Source organism: Neosynechococcus sphagnicola sy1 (assembly GCF_000775285.1).
GTDB lineage: Bacteria > Cyanobacteriota > Cyanobacteriia > Neosynechococcales > Neosynechococcaceae > Neosynechococcus > Neosynechococcus sphagnicola.
Genome location: NZ_JJML01000068.1, coordinates 1 through 16574, shown reverse-complemented (window position 1 = coordinate 16574; position 16574 = coordinate 1). Strand labels below are relative to the sequence as shown.

12 protein-coding genes and 7 pseudogenes are annotated in these 16574 nt (G+C 51.9%); 8 read left to right on the top strand and 11 right to left on the bottom strand.

The genetic code is table 11. From position 1 onward, the window contains the following. Nucleotides 1-27: 27 nt before the first annotated feature. Complete coding sequence (locus tag DO97_RS30400; protein ID WP_036536559.1) at nt 28-393, bottom strand: helix-turn-helix domain-containing protein; 366 nt, start codon at nt 391-393, stop codon at nt 28-30. 67 nt (nt 394-460) lie between these two features. Here DO97_RS30400 and DO97_RS19095 point away from each other — a divergent pair. The 3 pseudogenes from DO97_RS19095 to ftsH all read left to right on the top strand — a co-directional run. Beyond that, nucleotides 461-787: pseudogene (locus tag DO97_RS19095) on the top strand (prohibitin family protein); the annotation flags it as partial. A 194-nt stretch (nt 788-981) separates the two neighbouring features. Further along, nucleotides 982-1320, top strand: a pseudogene (locus DO97_RS19090) (transposase); the annotation flags it as partial. Nucleotides 1321-1549: 229 nt separating this feature from the next. Then, nucleotides 1550-3369 (top strand): annotated as a pseudogene (gene ftsH, locus DO97_RS19085) (ATP-dependent zinc metalloprotease FtsH). 102 nt (nt 3370-3471) lie between these two features. On the opposite strand, the gene DO97_RS19080 reads toward ftsH, so the two are convergent. Together DO97_RS19080 and trmB are read right to left on the bottom strand one after the other, a co-directional pair. Beyond that, entirely contained in the window at nt 3472-3882 is a 411-nt protein-coding gene (locus DO97_RS19080) for a DUF6464 family protein (RefSeq protein ID WP_036536557.1), read from the bottom strand. Nucleotides 3883-3964: 82 nt separating this feature from the next. Continuing rightward, nucleotides 3965-4624 (bottom strand): tRNA (guanosine(46)-N7)-methyltransferase TrmB, encoded by a 660-nt coding sequence (gene trmB, locus DO97_RS19075; RefSeq protein ID WP_036536555.1) that lies wholly within the window; start codon nt 4622-4624, stop codon nt 3965-3967. A gap of 60 nt (nt 4625-4684) precedes the next feature. On the opposite strand from trmB, the pseudogene DO97_RS31510 reads away from it, so the two are divergent. After that, nucleotides 4685-5981, top strand: a pseudogene (locus DO97_RS31510) (ABC transporter substrate-binding protein). Nucleotides 5982-6130: 149 nt separating this feature from the next. On the opposite strand, the pseudogene DO97_RS31505 reads toward DO97_RS31510, so the two are convergent. Then, nucleotides 6131-7802 (bottom strand): annotated as a pseudogene (locus DO97_RS31505) (SulP family inorganic anion transporter). A gap of 177 nt (nt 7803-7979) precedes the next feature. Here DO97_RS31505 and DO97_RS19060 point away from each other — a divergent pair. Continuing rightward, nucleotides 7980-8966 (top strand): cysteine synthase A, encoded by a 987-nt coding sequence (locus DO97_RS19060; protein ID WP_036536553.1) that lies wholly within the window; start codon nt 7980-7982, stop codon nt 8964-8966. A gap of 58 nt (nt 8967-9024) precedes the next feature. On the opposite strand, the gene DO97_RS19055 is transcribed toward DO97_RS19060, so the two are convergent. From DO97_RS19055 to DO97_RS24175, 4 genes are all read right to left on the bottom strand, one after another. Then, nucleotides 9025-9636: a J domain-containing protein gene (locus DO97_RS19055; protein WP_036536551.1), complete on the bottom strand. Its 612-nt coding sequence runs from the start codon at nt 9634-9636 to the stop codon at nt 9025-9027. Between the two features lie 95 nt (nt 9637-9731). Continuing rightward, nucleotides 9732-10328 (bottom strand): ATP-dependent Clp protease proteolytic subunit, encoded by a 597-nt coding sequence (locus DO97_RS19050; RefSeq protein WP_036536548.1) that lies wholly within the window; start codon nt 10326-10328, stop codon nt 9732-9734. Between the two features lie 35 nt (nt 10329-10363). Further along, nucleotides 10364-11056 (bottom strand): ATP-dependent Clp protease proteolytic subunit, encoded by a 693-nt coding sequence (locus tag DO97_RS19045; protein ID WP_036536544.1) that lies wholly within the window; start codon nt 11054-11056, stop codon nt 10364-10366. A 65-nt stretch (nt 11057-11121) separates the two neighbouring features. Then, entirely contained in the window at nt 11122-11268 is a 147-nt protein-coding gene (locus DO97_RS24175; protein WP_156120675.1) for a hypothetical protein, read from the bottom strand. 92 nt (nt 11269-11360) lie between these two features. On the opposite strand from DO97_RS24175, the gene DO97_RS19040 reads away from it, so the two are divergent. Beyond that, complete coding sequence (locus DO97_RS19040) at nt 11361-12596, top strand: vWA domain-containing protein (RefSeq protein WP_036536542.1); 1236 nt, start codon at nt 11361-11363, stop codon at nt 12594-12596. 66 nt (nt 12597-12662) lie between these two features. Here the strand turns inward: DO97_RS19040 and DO97_RS19035 are convergent. The 3 genes and pseudogenes from DO97_RS19035 to DO97_RS19025 all read right to left on the bottom strand — a co-directional run bounded on the left by DO97_RS19035 (nt 12663) and on the right by DO97_RS19025 (nt 14990). Continuing rightward, a pseudogene (locus DO97_RS19035) lies at nt 12663-14301 on the bottom strand (glycoside hydrolase family 3 N-terminal domain-containing protein). Beyond that, nucleotides 14295-14738, bottom strand: coding sequence for a 30S ribosome-binding factor RbfA (rbfA, locus tag DO97_RS19030; protein WP_052128969.1), 444 nt, complete (start codon nt 14736-14738; stop codon nt 14295-14297). The pseudogene DO97_RS19035 and the gene rbfA overlap by 7 nt, the downstream one beginning before the upstream one ends. Nucleotides 14739-14786: 48 nt before the next feature. Continuing rightward, on the bottom strand, nt 14787-14990 hold the full coding sequence (locus DO97_RS19025) for a DUF751 family protein (protein ID WP_036536540.1): 204 nt from the start codon (nt 14988-14990) through the stop codon (nt 14787-14789). Nucleotides 14991-15062: 72 nt separating this feature from the next. Here DO97_RS19025 and DO97_RS19020 point away from each other — a divergent pair, with 72 nt between their 5' ends. Next, a complete protein-coding gene (locus DO97_RS19020; RefSeq protein WP_072016509.1) occupies nt 15063-16010 on the top strand; it encodes a DNA adenine methylase in 948 nt (315 codons plus the stop codon). 21 nt (nt 16011-16031) lie between these two features. After that, nucleotides 16032-16336 (top strand): annotated as a pseudogene (locus tag DO97_RS30395) (transposase); the annotation flags it as partial. Nucleotides 16337-16574: the final 238 nt, after the last annotated feature.

Sequence of the window (16574 nt, the reverse complement as noted above, 5' to 3'; positions counted from 1 at the left end):
TTTTGTTGAACTCGCTCAGTTTCTTTCTCAGGGGGATGCAGTGTTTTTTTTAAGGGTCAAGTTCAGCTTCTGAAGCATCCGAAACATTGTCGTTATGCTGACTCGAACCCCAACTGCTTCGTCTAACAGATCACACAGTTCGCTCAAGGTGGCATCATTATTTGTCTCAACTAAGCCACTCAACACAGCCAGATGCTCAGCACTGAGTTTGCTGGGGGTTTGTTCTGTTCGCTGCTTCGGACGGATAGTCCCGGTCTCTCGATATTGCTTCGTTAGTTTGCGTACAAAGCTGTATGCTACATGAAACTGTTCGGCTAGCTTGCGTTGAGAGGTCTTCCCGTCTATGTATCTCTCAACTATTTTTCTCCGCAAGTCTTCAGAATATGGGCGCACGTTTATCTAGATTAACAGTGGATTCCTATATCTTACCTCGCCAGCCCTACTAGGCTGAAAAACGCTATATCATATTCAAGTTGATGATATCTCCTTGGTTCATGTCCACTTTTCTAGGCGTTTTAGTGAGGCAGTAGAAGCCAAGCAAATTGCTGAACAAGAGGCAAAACGGGCAGAATTTATCGCACTCAAAGCAACAAATGAAGCAGAGGCAAAGGTAAATTTAACCAAAGGAGATGCCGAAGCAAATCGCATACTTCAAAATACCTTGACTCCAGAGATATTACAAAAACAAGCCATTGAGAGATGGAATGGAAATCCGCCTCTGATCATTGGTAAAGGCAAACAAAAACTATTAGATGTGATTGAATTCCTTACGGATGGGCAAAATTGAAACCAATTCATGCTTGCTATGTCATGATTGCTGGGATCTACAGAGCCGGTCAATAGTTTTGCACCTATCCTTTGCTTTAAGAAACTGTTTGAAAAGCTGAGCAGCCGCGTATGAGGGCAGGCTGGGAAGGGTGAAATATAGTAAAAGGGTCTTCAGTGAGACCCAAAATGACATGAGGATCTGACGATACTGACCTGACGGATGACCAGTGGGAACTGCTTCAGCCTTTGATTCCCAAGGCTCGACCGGGTGGTCGCTCTCGCAGCCTCGATAGGCGTGAAGTCTTGAATCGGATTTTTTACTTGCTCAGTAATGGGATTAAATGGCGAGCCATGCCCCACGATTTACCGAAATGGCACAGTGTCTACAGCTACTTTCGAGCTTGGGAAGCTGATGGTACCTGGACGTGCATCAATGACGCTTTATGCACCGCACTGAGAGTAGAGGCAGGACGCAATCCTCAACCCAGTGCTGCAAGTGTAGACAGCCAATCCGTAAAAACGACCCACGCAGCGCAGGACATTGGTTTTGATGTCAGATGCACCCGCTTTTTTAAAGGCAGTTTTGGCTGAGATGGGTGGATTAGGTGTGGGAGGTTAAACTGGATGAGGAGCTACAAGCTTCTAAGTAACGCTATTGCAGACGTCGTCCTAACTCTTTGTTGATTTCATCCCCGTAGATATAGGGTCTTTAATGATGCAACGTTCCCACAATCGAACTCAGTCACACCTCCCTTCTCTTAAAGGAACGGCGATCGCAGGCATGATGACGTTGGCTTGGGTTCTGTTGCAAGGCGGTATGTCTTTAGCCCCTGCTGCCGCTACCAACGGTCAAGACAATAGTCTCTCCTATAGTCAGTTGCTGCAAAAGATTGACGCTGGGGAAGTACAGCGAGTGGAACTCGATCCGGCGCAACAGGTGGCGCGGGTTCGCTTAGTCGGTCAGCCCAAAAATACTGCCCCTAAAGAAGTGGAGTTGTTTGACCAAAATCAGGAACTTTACCAGGTTCTCACGGCTCGTAAGGTGGACTTTGAAGTCCAGCCCACCGCCGATAATGGTGCCTTCATGGGTCTGCTCGCCAATTTGCTACTGGTGATTTTGTTAATTGGGGGGTTGATGCTGATTCTGCGACGTTCCAGTGGTTCGGCAGGTCAGGCAATGAACTTTGGGAAGTCAAGAGCCCGGTTTCAAATGGAAGCCAAGACAGGGATTCAGTTTGATGACGTGGCCGGAATTGAAGAAGCAAAGGAAGAACTCCAGGAAGTTGTCATCTTTCTCAAGAAGCCAGAGCGCTTTACCTCCGTCGGTGCCCGCATCCCCAGAGGGGTGTTGTTGATTGGCCCTCCTGGTACAGGTAAGACCCTGTTAGCCAAGGCGATCGCTGGAGAAGCGGGGGTGCCGTTTTTTTCAGCATCTCAGGCTCAGAGTTTGTGGAAATGTTTGTAGGGGTTGGTGCTTCTCGGGTGCGGGATTTGTTCAAAAAGGCCAAGGAAAATGCGCCGTGCCTGATCTTCATTGATGAAATTGATGCCGTGGGTCGCCAGCGGGGAACTGGAATTGGGGGGGGCAATGACGAACGAGAGCAAACCCTCAACCAATTGCTCACGGAAATGGATGGGTTTGAGGGGAACACAGGGATTATTGTCATTGCTGCAACCAACCGCCCTGATGTTCTAGACTCTGCTTTGCTGCGACCAGGGCGGTTTGACCGTCAGATTATGGTGGATCTGCCCAGCTATAAGGGGCGGCTGGGGATTTTAGACGTCCATGCTCGGAATAAAAAACTCTCTGAAACGGTTTCTTTAGAAACCGTTGCCCGGAGAACACCGGGATTTTCGGGGGCGGATTTAGCTAATTTACTTAACGAAGCGGCGATCTTGACTGCCCGAAGACGGAAGGAAGCCATCACCCCCGCCGAAGTTGATGATGCCATTGACCGCGTTAGCATTGGGATGCAATTAACTCCCCTATTAGATAGTAAGAAGAAGCGGTTGATTGCCTATCACGAAGTGGGTCACGCGCTGCTGATGACTTTGCTGAAAAATTCAGACCCCCTGAATAAAGTGACAATTCTGCCCCGTTCGGGTGGCATTGGTGGGTTTGCCCAGCCGTTGCCGAATGAGGAAGTGATTGATAGTGGGCTGTATACCCGTGCTTGGATTTTGGATCGGATCACAATTTCCCTGGGGGGGCGAGCCGCTGAGGAGGAAGTTTTTGGTTACGACGAGGTGACGATTGGGGCAGCCAGTGATATCCGGCATGTCGCCGAACTCGCCCGTGAAATGGTCACCCGTTATGGGATGTCTGACCTTGGCCCTCTGGCTCTAGAAACCCCCAACAACGAAGTCTTTTTAGGACGCGACTGGACCCCCCGTTCTGAATATTCTGAGGGCATGGCGACCAAAATTGATCAGCAGGTGCGGGGAATTGCCGTCTACTGCCATCAACGGGCTCGACAGTTAATTCGGGAACATCGCACGTTGATTGACGCCCTTGTGGATCGGCTGCTGGATCAGGAAACCATTGAAGGGGATGATTTTCGCAAGGTTGTTGCTGAGTACAGTCCGACCCTGATTGACTGACCAAACTGGAGAGAGGGGGAGGCTAAACCCTACAAGCACAGGAACCGATCAGAACCTCCCGCCTCTATCATCAACTGCATCACTTGCTCGGTCATCGATCTCCTACAAGCCACTGCTCGCTGGTGTACTCCCTAGTCCTTCACTCCTGGGTTCATAAAAGCGGCAACGCCACCCCTGGCCACTGATCCCACAGGGCCCTTCTGGATTGACGGCACACCGTAATAGCTCGGAATGGGCACTGAACTTACAGCTGGCATCTCCAATTATCCAGCGTCCAGCGACTAGACTTCTCTCCGTGGTACAGGGAGCCGATTGAACGTAGAGGGCAATTTTATGGAGGTGATACCGCCCCGATCTCAGGTGGTATCGGTGATGTCGTTCCAGAACGGCATAGGTTTTGCCTTCCAGTTCCAGATACGACCCTGGCTGGGGTGTCCAGTCAAGCTGGAGATTTGCCAGGATTTGCTGAGAGTGGGTGAGAATTATCTCGGTGGGCAGCGATGATAGCTCCATGAATCAATGTGTTGCTGCTTACATTGCCATTGGCTAGAGATTTCATCCTACCGCACCCTTTCCCCGGTTCTACTGCTCAGACTCAAATTCGCTGGAGTAACACCCGGTAAACCGATTCTCCCCGCGACAAGGTTGATGTCTCCCGCTCGGTGGCGATCGCAAATGGATTTGCTGCCAGCCAAGCCTCACCGGACTGGAGCTGAAAAGCAGGATGCTCGACGCAGCGATCGCGCATTTCGGCTACCACATCTATGACATCCGATTGCAAAAATAACCATCCCCCTGGCACCAGGTAGTCCGCCAAATCGCCAATTAACTCAGGCTGAACCACTCGCCGCTTTTGGTGGCGGCGCTTAAACCAGGGATCGGGGAACTGAATGGTGACATACTGCAACGTTGCAACCGGAAGGGATGCCAGGAGTGGACGCAGGGAGTTATTGGCATTGCAGAACAGGTAGGCAAGATTCCTCAGCCCTAACTCCTGGCACCAATGGTTGGCCTGAGCCACTAAGGGTTCCCGAATTTCCAGACCCAAGAAATTCCAATCGGGGTGGAGGGGTGCCATTTGCAGCAGAAATCGTCCCCGCCCACAGCCAATATCCAAATGTAACGGTTGGGTTGGCTGGGCATAGATCTGCTGCCAATCGGGGGCCTGAATCGGGGTTTGATACTTATCGCTGAGGGGGTTCACATGCTCCCGCACCCGCACACGGGGAAACTCTCTTTGGGGTTGTAGCACCATAGACTTGCGTAAATCCTCTATCCTTAAATCTTGAACCTTTGGTACAACTGGAAGCCAACGATGAGATGCTTGCGAACCTGGAAGCGATTTGGAGTGCTGGCGCTCCTCGGACTAGTGCTGAGTTGGATGGTCAGTTGTGGCTCCGGTAGCTCTCCTCAAAATTCTCAACAGGCGGGGGCACCCGAAGTTGAGTTTTGGACGATGCAGTTGCAGCCCCAGTTTACCGATTTCTTTAACCAGCGAATTGCCGAATTTGAACAGGCGCATCCACCGATCCGGGTTCGTTGGGTGGATGTCCCTTGGACAGCGATGGAGAGTAAGATTCTCACCGCTGTTTCGGCTCAAACAGCCCCCGATGTTGTCAACCTCAATCCTGACTTTGCGGCACGGCTGGCCGGGAGAAATGCCTGGTTAGAACTCGATGACAAAATCCCCCCAGAGGTGCGTCAAACCTATTTTCCCAACATCTGGCAGGCCAGCACCCTGGATGGTAAAACCTTCGGATTGCCCTGGTATCTCACCACGCGCGTTACCCTTTATAACACGGAGTTACTGAAACAGGCGGGTGTGTCCAAGCCTCCAGCCACCTATGGAGAACTAGCGCAGGTTGCCCAGCAGGTGCACCAGAAAACGGGCAAATATGCCTTTTTTAATCACTTTTGTGCCAGAAGACTCGACGGAAGTCTTGCAATCCTTTGTGCAAATGGGGGTTGATTTAGTGGATGCCCAGGGACATGCCGCGTTCAATACCCCAGCAGGTAAGCAGGTGTTTCAGTACTGGGTTGATTTCTATCAAAACGACCTATTACCCAAGGAAGCCCTCACCCAGGGGCATCGACGGGCGATCGAACTCTATCAAGCGGGGGAAACGGCTATTTTGGCTTCAGGGCCAGAATTTCTGAATGAAATTGCCAACAATGCGCCCCAGATTGCCAAGGTCACTGCTGCCGCACCCCAAATTACAGGGAGGACTGGCAAAAAAGGGGTGGCGGTGATGAACCTGGTGATTCCCAGAGCCACGGATCAGCCAGAGGCAGCGATCGCATTTGCCCAGTTTATTACCAATGATGCCAATCAACTGGCCTTTGCCAAAGCGGCTAATGTACTGCCCTCAACGACAAAAGCCCTCACCGACTACGTGCAGTTTGTGAACAGTGGTGAGACCACTCCGGTAGCCAAGGCAAGGGCTGTCAGTGCCAGTCAGCTCAGGGATGCTGGGGTGTTAATCCCGGCGATGGCGGATATTAAACAGCTCCAAAAAGCTATCTACGATAATTTACAAGCAGCCATGCTGGGGGAAAAGACCGTCGATCAGGCGATCGCCGATGCCGCCTTAAACTGGAATCAGCGTTCCTAGCCATGACAGAGAATCCCCAGTCATAACTTTTCTTCATGCCCCATGATGATGAACGCCACACCCCCTAGCCTTCGACTAGAACCAATGCCTATCGAGTCATTGATCATACGCCCTCGATCAAGAACCCAGAAATCGGCAACCGCAAATATTTAATCATGGGTGGCAGCCACCTCCTCAACTTGAGCATTGACAGAAACTGGAGAAATTTTATTGATCTCCGGACTGAGAGAATGGATAGCGGCATCAGTGGTATCAAAACAATTGTCTCTACCAATTTTTTCGAGCAAGCCGCTGCGCTCCAGTAGTTGCTGTACTTGAGGCTGTAAACCACTCAAGATCAATCGACAGTCGTGGCGCTTAAGATCCCGATAGATATCTTCAAGGGCGACTAGTCCAGTGGTGTCCATATTGGGTACATACCGTAGTCGCAGCACCAGATTCTTCACTTCCGGTTCATCTCGCAGAAATGTGGCAAATCGTTCAGCGGCTCCGAAGAAAACAGGCCCATCCACTCGATAGACCGCGATTTGCTTCGTCAACTCCAGGGGAACACCAGGAGGAAAGACTTCTGTTTCAGGCATCTTACCCAAACTCAGTTCACTCATCCGCTTAATGAATAAAGCACCTGCGGCAATCAAACCCACTTCTACTGCCAGTACCAAGTCAAAGCAAATGGTGACCATCCAGGTGAGAATCATGACACCAAAGTCCGCATAGGTTGCCCGTAGCAGTAACCCGATTGCTTCCCACTCAATCATCCGCACACTTGTCACCATCAAAATCCCAGCCAGCGCCGCCAGCGGAACCTGCGCTGCGAGAGGAGCCAGGGTTAGGATAATCGCCGCCAAAGCAATGCCATGAATCATGCCCGAGAGCCGAGTTTTGCCACCAGCACGGACATTCACCGCCGTCCGGGCGATCGCTCCAGTGGCCGGAATCCCACCAAAAAAACGGCACCACGATATTGGCCAATCCCTGGCCGATTAGTTCGCGATCGCTGTTATGTTTTTCGCTGACCGTCATCCCATCCGCCACCACCGCCGACAGCAAAGACTCAATACTGCCCAACGCAGCCAACGCCAGAGCCGGATTTATTAGCTCTTGAATTACGCCAAAGTCGTTCCAGTGGGGAATGGCCTGGAGTGTTGGCAAAGACTGGGGAATGACGCCAATGGTTGGCACATCCAGATGCCAGAAAGTGGCGATCGCGGTAGCCAGAATCAACCCCACCAGAGAGCCAGGAACAATCGTCGTCACGCGAGACCAAAATAGCTGAGTGAGAATGACGAATCCAGCCAGCCCCATCGCAGCCCCATTGATATTTTCCCAATGGATGGCCGTTGTCCATAATCCCGGCAGGAAATGATCACTACGTGGCAGCTGTAGCCCAAAAAAATTATTCAGCTGACCGAAAAAAATAATGATGGCAATGCCATTGGTAAAGCCTGCCGTCACTGGATAGGGAATAAATTTGACCAGCCTGCCCAACCTAGCAGCACCCAACGCCACCTGGATAATGCCCGCCATCACCCCAGCAATCCAAACCTTCTCAATGCCGTACTTCGCAACAATGCCCACCAAAATAACAGCCATTGCCCCCGTTGGTCCTGTAATTTGCACCGGAGACCCGCCAAACACAGCTGCTACAATCCCCGCCACAATTGCCGTATACAGTCCAGCTTTTGGTTCCACGCCACTCGCCACCGCAAATGCCAGTGCCAACGGCAGCGCTACCACCGCTGCGGTTAGCCCTCCCGACAAATCGCCGCGCCAATGGCTAAACAGACGACTAAACCAAGACTGAGAATTATCCTTGAGGATATTTAGACTCAATGAGCCTCCTTCAACTTCAGATGCTTCTCAATTACAGTCTAATTGTCAGGACATTGACAAAGTCATCTGGTTTTATCTGCCTGGTCACAATCCCAAGTCCTTGTGAATATTGAAGTCCAGCAAGTCGGTATCATAATAGAGACCTACTCTAGTAGTTTTCAGCGCATGGATATTAAACGTGGATTTGTGGCTACTGTGGGTAACACCCCGCTGATTCGACTGAATCGGTTGAGTGAGGCAACTGGGTGTGAAATCCTCGGCAAAGCAGAGTTCATGAATCCTGGTGGTTCGGTAAAAGACCGCGCTGCCCTCTATATGATTCAAGATGCTGAAGAACGCGACTTACTACAACCGGGAGGCACTGTTGTCGAAGGAACTGCCGGTAATACGGGCATTGGTTTAGCTCACATTTGCAACGCCAAGGGCTACAAGTGCCTGATCATTATTCCGGATACCCAGTCGCAAGAAAAAATTGATCTCCTGAGAACCCTCGGCGCAGAAGTTCGCACCGTTCCTGCTGTACCCTACAAAGACCCTAATAACTATGTAAAGCTATCGGGTCGAATTGCGGCGGAATTGCCAAATGCGGTGTGGGCCAATCAGTTTGATAATCTCGCCAACCGTCGTGCCCATTACGAAACCACGGGGCCGGAAATTTGGCAGCAGACTGATGGCAAGGTGGATGCCTGGGTAGCTGCCACGGGGACCGGCGGTACCTATGCCGGTGTCGCCCTATTTTTGAAGGAGCGAAATCCTACCATCCAATGTGTGGTTGCCGATCCCATGGGCAGTGCCCTCTACAGTTATGTGAAGACGGGTGAGATTAAATTGGAGGGTAGTTCGATCACCGAGGGTATAGGCAATAGTCGGATCACCGCCAATATGGTCGGGGTGCCCACCGATGATGCAATCCAGGTTGATGACCCAACCTGTGTGCACGTCCTCTACCAATTGCTCTATGACGAGGGGTTATTTATGGGGGGATCGGTTGGCATCAATGTGGCAGCAGCACTCACCTTAGCCAAGGAAATGGGGCCGGGACATAGGATTGTGACGGTGCTCTGTGATGGGGGATCTCGCTACCAGTCGCGACTCTATAACCAAGACTGGATGGCAGCCAAAGGGCTGTTACCAGATATTTTGCGTCGCTAATCTCGGCAACAACGCCCAGGAGAATCGACAACCGTTAAAGCCGGGTTCCAGTAGCGTCCTAGTACACCTGTTCAATACGCCGAAAGTCCTGCTCCACTTCTGCCCAGAGAGATCGGTTATGGGGATCGGTGCGTAGGGCCTTTTTTAAATAAATTCTGGCCTTATCCAGTTGCCGCTGACTGACAAGGTAGCGCCCTAATCGTTGATAGGTAATCGCCTGCCACTGGCGAACCTCTGGGTCTTGCGGCAGTCGTTGGGCTAAGCCTTCAATCAGGGCGATCGCCCGGGGGAAGCGTTGACTTTTCAAGAGGTATTGCAGTTGTTGATAGGAACTCTGCTTCAGTTGATTCTCTAAAGCTGACAGATTGGCCTGCTCAGCAGTTGTAGGTTTGGCCTGGGTGGTGACGCGCACCTTCGTGGGGGGACGGTGGGGTGTTGACACCGCAGGCTGCTTGGAGGACCCAGGCATTGGTGTCTCTGATGGCTGGGCAAACCGCAGGAGATATTGATACGCCTCTGCAAGCGCAATGAATTTTTCTTTGGCTTGGTGGTCGTTTTGATTGACATCTGGATGATATTGACGGGCCAGCCGTCGATAGGATGCTTTGATGTCCGCAAACGATGCTCCGACCTTTAGCTCTAGCAGTTGATAACAGTCTGCAAGATTCATTGCAATCGAAAATGGCAGAATTACCTAACAATTCTGCCACTAGTTAATAAGACTGTGATGGCAGTGTTCCCAAGATACACCTAAAATTCACCGTCTTATGAGGTGCGATCTTCAATCACCCGGTCAATCAGACCATACTCTTTGGCTTCGTAGGGTGAGAGGAAATAGTCCCGATCCATATCTTTTTGAATCCGCTCGATTGGCTGCCCCGTGCGTTCGGCGTAGATACCATTGAGTTCTTTACGAATCCGCAGAATTTCGCGGGCTTCGATTTCAATGTCACTGGCCTGACACCGAGTCCCTCCGGAGGGTTGGTGGATCATAATCCGGGAGTGGGGGAGGGCTAGTCGCTTGCCTTTGCTGCCTGCCATGAGCAAAAACGAACCCATGGAAGCTGCTAAGCCAACACAGATGGTGACCACCTCCGATTTGATGTGTTGCATCGTGTCATAGATTGCCATCCCAGCTGTCACAGACCCACCGGGGGAGTTGATATAGATGAAAATGTCCTTGGTTTGATCGTCGGAGTCCATGTAGAGGAGGCGGGCGATGATCGCATTGGCCATGCCATCGGTGACTTCTCCACTGAGGAAAATAATGCGCTCTAGGGCAAGACGCTCGTAGATGTTAATCCACTGTGTGTAGGGCTCCCCTGGAAAGCGGTGGGGGACTCTGGGAATACCAATGGGCATGACGTTTTTCCTTGCGAGGTGTGAATGATGCTGACTTAACTACTCAGGGCGGCGACGGCTTTCGGTAGGTCTTTGGCATTCTCCAAAACCCGGTCAATTAAGCCGTATTCCTGCGCTTGTAGGGGAGTCATGTAGAGCATCCGCTCCATATCCTTGGCAACTTTCTCCGGAGTTTGTCCGGTATTTTTGGCAAAAATGGTGGAGATGGCAGCCTTGTTGGCTAGGACTTCCTTGGCCTGAATTTGAATATCGGTAGCCTGCCCTCGAAACCCCGTGCGAGCTTGGTGTAAGACAATCGTGGCGTGGGGAAGGCTGGCTCGGCAGCCCTTGGTACCGGATGACAGGATCATGGCTGCGGTACCCATCGCCTGCCCCAAACAGATGGTATGAACCGGCGGCTTGATGTAATTGATGGTGTCGCAGATGGCAAAGGCTTCCGTTTCAAAGCCCACAGAATCTCCGGTATACCAGGAGGTGCCGGTGGAGTTGATATAGATCGAGATCGGCTTTTCGGGATCGTCGTATTGCAAGTACAACAGCTGGGCAATGATTAACTCAGTGACATCAACCCCCAATTGCTGCTTAATTTCATCGGAGGAAAACAGAGGTAACCCCAAGTAGATGATGCGCTCCTTCAAGAGCAAAGAGGGCAAGTCTGGGGGTGGAGTTCGGTAATAGCTATCCCCATAGGAGTAGGGAGATTGAACAGCTTGAACGGGTGAATCCATATTGTGGGGTGACTTGACGAATAGCCGGATCAGGATGGCACTCTTTTGAACATGGTAGCGTGACCCTAGGTTAGATGACTGACTCTGGCAATGCTGGGAGAGTCCTCTAGCACCAGAGGAACGGCAACACCAAGGGCCATCGCCCCCTTCCTGACCGTCAGTTCCCCCGATTCCCTTGTCAGTTGCTCGATGTTTGTAGATAAACTAGCCATTAGGCTTGTCCAGTTTTGGGCTGATCCTGGAACCGCTGTCTTTCAATTGCATCCCCTGTGCCCTGTTCTTTGCCTGCTAGGAGTTCACGAAGATGAAAGTTGGTTTACAGTCTGCCCTGAGTGATACCAACCTGGATGCTAATCAAGGGAGTAGTCAACGGCAACTGGCAATTTCCATTTCGGCCGTTCCAGATATCTCCGATCCCTCCGTACCCTTGAACCTCTGTCTAGTGCTCGATCACAGTGGTTCGATGAAAGGACAACCCCTAGAGACGGTCAAACAGGCGGCCCAGCGCCTCGTGGAACGCCTCTCACCGGGCGATCGCATCTCAATTGTGGGCTTCGATCACAAGGCCAAGGTGTTGGTTTCTAACCAGCTGATTGACAATCCCGTCAGTGTGAAGGCACAGATCAATCAGCTCCAGGCCAATGGTGGCACCGCGATCGATGAGGGACTGCGGCTGGGTATTGAGGAACTTTCCAAGGGGAAAAAGGAAGCCGTTTCCCAACTTTTCCTGCTCACCGATGGTGAGAATGAACATGGGGATAACAACCGCTGTCTGAAGTTGGCGCAACTGGCATCGGGCTATAACTTGACCCTGAATATGCTGGGGTTTGGCGATAGTTGGAATCAAGATTTGCTGGAGCAGATTGCCGATGCTGGCAATGGCAGTCTCACCTATATTCAACACCCAGGGGCGGCGGTGGATGCCTTCGGACGGTTGTTCCAACGAGCACAGGCGGTTGGGCTCACCAATGCTCACTTGATTCTGGCCTTGGCACCCCAGGTACGGTTAGCTGAACTCAAGCCCATTGCCCAGGTTGCCCCCGATGCGATCGAATTAACCGTTCAACCCGAGGCCGAATGGCTGAGTGTGCGCTTGGGAGATTTGATGACGGATGCGCCCCGAGTGATCCTGGCAAATCTTTACATTAGTAAACTGCCGGAGGGACAGCAGGCGATCGCGAAACTTCGGGTACGCTACAGTGACCCGGTGTCCGGGACAAGTCTGCGCTCGGAGATGCTCACCGTCACCACCCAGGTACTCTCAGCCTATCAACCTGCCCTGGATCCTCAGGTGCAGCAGTACATTCTGGCCTTGGCGAAATATCGTCAGACCCAAATTGCCGAGAGCAAGCTCCAGCAGGGCGATCGCTCGGGTGCTGTGACGATGTTACAGATGGCCGCCAAAACTGCCTTACAAATGGGAGATAAAAATGCAGCGACGGTCTTGCAGGAGAACCTTACCCGTCTTCAGTCTGGGGAGGAACTCTCGGAATCCGATCGCAAGAAAACTCGGATTGTTTCTAAGACCATTTTGCAATAGCAGCTGCAGCACTCCCAGGCTCAGGACTGCGGCTGCTTATTGTGGATGAACAACTAGCCTTCCAAGCTACCGGGGCAAAATTGCCTGGAGGGCATCGGCTTGCGCCAAGGGCATTTGCCCATAGGTAAAGACGTAGGGAATGCCGACGGGTAAGGTGGGGAGAAATTGCTGGAGGGTGTAGGGGCTACCGTAGATCACCAGGGCTTGCAGTTGCTGCGTCTGCACTAAAAACTCGAACCAGGCGGAGGCTCGCTCTGTCAGCCCAGCACTGCCTCGGAAAGGATTACCGCGAATAAACAACTGTAGCAGGGTCAGTACTCGTGGCTGCCACTCTAGGGTCAGTGGAACCTCAGGGGTGTGGTTATCGACTACTTGGAGTTGATAACCTCGTTGGTGTGGCAGGGAAATCGCTGGGGCATGGTTACCCAGATACTCACACGCCAGCAGGCTATCGACGATTACCAGGTTGCGTAAGGGGATCTCCGGTGATCGCTGTAAAGGCTGGGGGGCGGGTTGCACTTGGCGGGAATCCTGGAGAATTTCGGCGGCGATCGCCCAGGATTCGGGTCGAGCGAGGTGGGTAAGTTGCAGCGGTAGGGGTGGGATCTGTTCCCAGTCATGGGCTTGATCAAAATCGGAGGTCGGGGGAGTGAATACTTTGGTTTTGGCACGCCACACCCGTTCCACGGAAGCCAGAATCCGCTCCGGGGTAAGGCGTCCCTGTTTGACGGCGGCACACACCGCCTCAATCACCCCCGCTGGATCGGGGGGCATCAGTAAAATATCCGCCCCTGCTTCCAGGGCCAGCACCGCCGCTTCATCCGCTCCATAACGATGGGAGATCGCCCCCATCACCAGGGCATCGGTGACAATCAGCCCGGTAAAACCCAGTTGTTGCCGCAAACATCCGGTGAGAATGGGGGGGGAAAGGGTGGCGGGATAGGTGGGGTCTAAGGCGGGAATCAGCAGGTGAGCACTCATTACCGTGTCCACTCCCGCCGCGATCGCCTGGGCAAAGGGCGGCAACTCTACCTGCCGCAGCCGCTCCGGGGAGTGGGACAGGACGGGCAGATCAAGATGGGAGTCAACGGCCGTATCCCCATGACCGGGAAAATGTTTGGCCGTGGTCAAAACCGGATAGGATTGCGCTCCCTGAATAAAGGCGGTGGTCAGTTGACTCACCAACTCCGGAGTCTCGGCAAATGCCCGGACATTAATCACCGGATTGTCCGGGTTATTATTGACATCGACCACGGGAGCCAGAACCCAATTCAACCCCACAGCCTGGGATTCGGCTGCGATGATCGCTCCCATCTGGTAAGCGTAGGATTGCGCCKTTTTTCAGATCTTCCAGGGCGATCGCCTGCAACGCCAGGGGTGGTGGAAACCAAGTGGCTCCGGAAAACCGTTGTCCCACCCCTTCCTCCACATCCGCCGCCACCAAGAGGGGCAGTTTAGCCCAGGCCTGAAGTTGCTGGATTCTCAGCGCTAGTTCTGCCGCGCTCCCGCCCAACAGAATCACACCCCCTACCCCCAGATCCTGGAGCCAGTGTTGCAAGATTGCCGCCGGAGGTTCCCAGGCTGGATAACGAATTTCGTGGTCAAATATGTAGCCACAGACCCGGACGACAACCAGTTGGGCAACCTGTTCCGGCAGGGAGAGGCTTTCCCAAGCGGGTAAGGGCAATTGGGTCGGACTCACCATTCAGAGACTCCCGCTTCCGTCGCCCCATTCAATCCCTCTTCCTCGTCGCCATCCATATTGTCCCCATCCATGGGTAACACGGGGCGCTGCTGGCTAATTTGGTTCAGTAACGATAAAACGCGATTGCCCCGTTCCAGGGAGGTATCTTCCAAGAACACCACCTCGGGGGTGCGGCGCAGCCGAATCCGTTGCCCCAACTCGCTGCGGATATAGCCCGTCGCTGATTTGAGTCCCGCCATGGTTTCGGCTTTCGCCTCATCGGTGCCGTAAATGCTGACAAAAATTTTAGCGTACTGTAAGTCGCCCGAAACATTGACATCAGTGACGCTAACCATGCCAGCACCCACCCGATCATCTTTGATATCAGCCAGTAACATTTGACTGACTTCGCGCCGAATTAACTCAGCGACACGGGCAACCCGACGACTGGTAGCCATAAATCCTACCTTTCCTTAGAGTTGAAAATCTGAGGGGACAAAATCTTTTTAAACCTGAGTTCGTCCCAGCATCGCCTGTAAGGTCAGGGTCAGGAAGGTTAAACCCGCTACAAGCAAACCGACGACGGCGATCGCTGTCACAGGGCGTTGCATCAAAGGAGACAGTGGCTTCAGGAGGTTGGCAAATACCCCTAGAATAATCAGGATGAAAAACTTAGGGAAGCGAGATATATTTTCCAGGAGATCTCTCATGACGTTTCCCAACCACTCATTGATATACGGGAGTTGTAGCTCCAGCTATTATAGGAGAAATCAGACGATCCAATGAAATTACCCCCCGCTTCAATGGTCGCCAATGCTCCCTTTGAGATGCTCGCCCGCCCATTTCTCAAGTGGGCAGGCGGGAAGAGTCAACTGATTTCCCAGTACCTACCCCATTTCCCTGCCCCTGAGACTTACCGCACCTACTATGAACCGTTTATTGGAGGAGGTGCAATTTTCTTTCATCTCCAACCTCAGGCGGCTGTTCTGACGGATATTAATCCTGAATTAGTCAATGTTTATTGTTGTGTCCGTAACCAGGTAGAGATGTTAATTTTACACCTGGAACAGCACCAAAAAAATCATAGCCCGACTTACTACTATCACATTCGTTCCCTAGGGGATTTATCAGAAATAGAGCGAGCCGCTCGGCTGATTTATCTCAATAAAACTTGTTTTAATGGTCTTTATCGAGAAAATTCTAAGGGGGAGTTTAATGTCCCCTTAGGGCGTTATCAAAACCCCAAAGTTTATGATCCCAATTTACTCCGTGCTGTTTCCTTGGCGTTGCGATCGGTGACTCTTGAAGTCAGGTCGTTTGAAAGGGTGTTGCAAGACGCTCACGGCCCCCAAGACTTTGTTTATTTTGATCCGCCCTACTATCCCCTCAATCCGACCAGTAGCTTCACTGGCTATAGTCGCTCGACGTTTACAGCCGCCGATCAAGTGCAACTCAGAGAGGTCTTTGCCGAATTGACTCAACGGGGAGTTCAAGTGATGCTCTCGAATTCCGATTGTGATTTTATTCGAGAGCTGTATCGCGATTTTCGCATTCTGACGATCTCAGCCTCCAGAAACATTAACTCCCAAGCAACCAAGCGTGGCAAAATCACTGAAGTCTTGGTTTTATCGAACCCAGTGCATATTGACAGGACTTACGCAGTTGGTGAAAGAGAGAACAAAGGAGCAGCTAAGTTGGAGCGCACAGACTCCCGAACAATGCGTCGATAGTCACACGGGATGTTGATATCTAAGCGCTTCGTCGAATGGATGCCCTCGGTGTTGTTGCCCTTGTGTGCCTACTTGCGCTTCTGCTACGGCCAGTGCAGTGGCATCAGCTTTGTCGATTCCACCAGCCTCAAGGTTTGCCATAACTGCCACATCAAAGCATAGAAGGTGTTTGATGGCTTGGCAGGCGGGGGGTTAAAACCTCGGTGGATTGGTTCTTTGACTTCAAACTGCACCTAGTGGTGAATCACCGAAGATTGCTGCTCCAGCGGCGGGCCATCATTGAGTCGGTGATTGACCAACTCCAGAACATTTCCCAGATTGAACATTATTTTGCCTTCGGATCCCATTCCCGCTTTTTGTAAACACCACAAGCAGCAGGGAATTTACCCGTTCCAGATTAAAATTTTAATGCGTTTACCCTGCTAAAAACCCCTACCTATTTAAGATAGGCAGGGGTTTTTAGATTAAGACTAACCTGGCATCGAGCTATTTTTGCAGGAGGCAACCCTCCAACTATCTTTGCCGCAACAGCGTTTCACAACTGAGTTCGAGATGGGTCAGCGT

What these genes read in the sequence shown, in the direction of transcription:
- DO97_RS19025 (WP_036536540.1), bottom strand. Translation starts at nt 14,990, where the DNA reads ATGAGAGATCTCCTGGAAAATATATCTCGCTTCCCTAAGTTTTTCATC.
- DO97_RS19020 (WP_072016509.1), top strand. Translation starts at nt 15,063, where the DNA reads ATGAAATTACCCCCCGCTTCAATGGTCGCCAATGCTCCCTTTGAGATG.
- DO97_RS24175 (WP_156120675.1), bottom strand. Translation starts at nt 11,268, where the DNA reads ATGGCTAGTTTATCTACAAACATCGAGCAACTGACAAGGGAATCGGGG.
- DO97_RS19060 (WP_036536553.1), top strand. Translation starts at nt 7,980, where the DNA reads ATGGATATTAAACGTGGATTTGTGGCTACTGTGGGTAACACCCCGCTG.
- DO97_RS19050 (WP_036536548.1), bottom strand. Translation starts at nt 10,328, where the DNA reads ATGCCCATTGGTATTCCCAGAGTCCCCCACCGCTTTCCAGGGGAGCCC.
- DO97_RS19045 (WP_036536544.1), bottom strand. Translation starts at nt 11,056, where the DNA reads ATGGATTCACCCGTTCAAGCTGTTCAATCTCCCTACTCCTATGGGGAT.
- trmB (WP_036536555.1), bottom strand. Translation starts at nt 4,624, where the DNA reads ATGGTGCTACAACCCCAAAGAGAGTTTCCCCGTGTGCGGGTGCGGGAG.
- DO97_RS19055 (WP_036536551.1), bottom strand. Translation starts at nt 9,636, where the DNA reads ATGAATCTTGCAGACTGTTATCAACTGCTAGAGCTAAAGGTCGGAGCA.
- DO97_RS19040 (WP_036536542.1), top strand. Translation starts at nt 11,361, where the DNA reads ATGAAAGTTGGTTTACAGTCTGCCCTGAGTGATACCAACCTGGATGCT.
- rbfA (WP_052128969.1), bottom strand. Translation starts at nt 14,738, where the DNA reads ATGGCTACCAGTCGTCGGGTTGCCCGTGTCGCTGAGTTAATTCGGCGC.
- DO97_RS19080 (WP_036536557.1), bottom strand. Translation starts at nt 3,882, where the DNA reads ATGGAGCTATCATCGCTGCCCACCGAGATAATTCTCACCCACTCTCAG.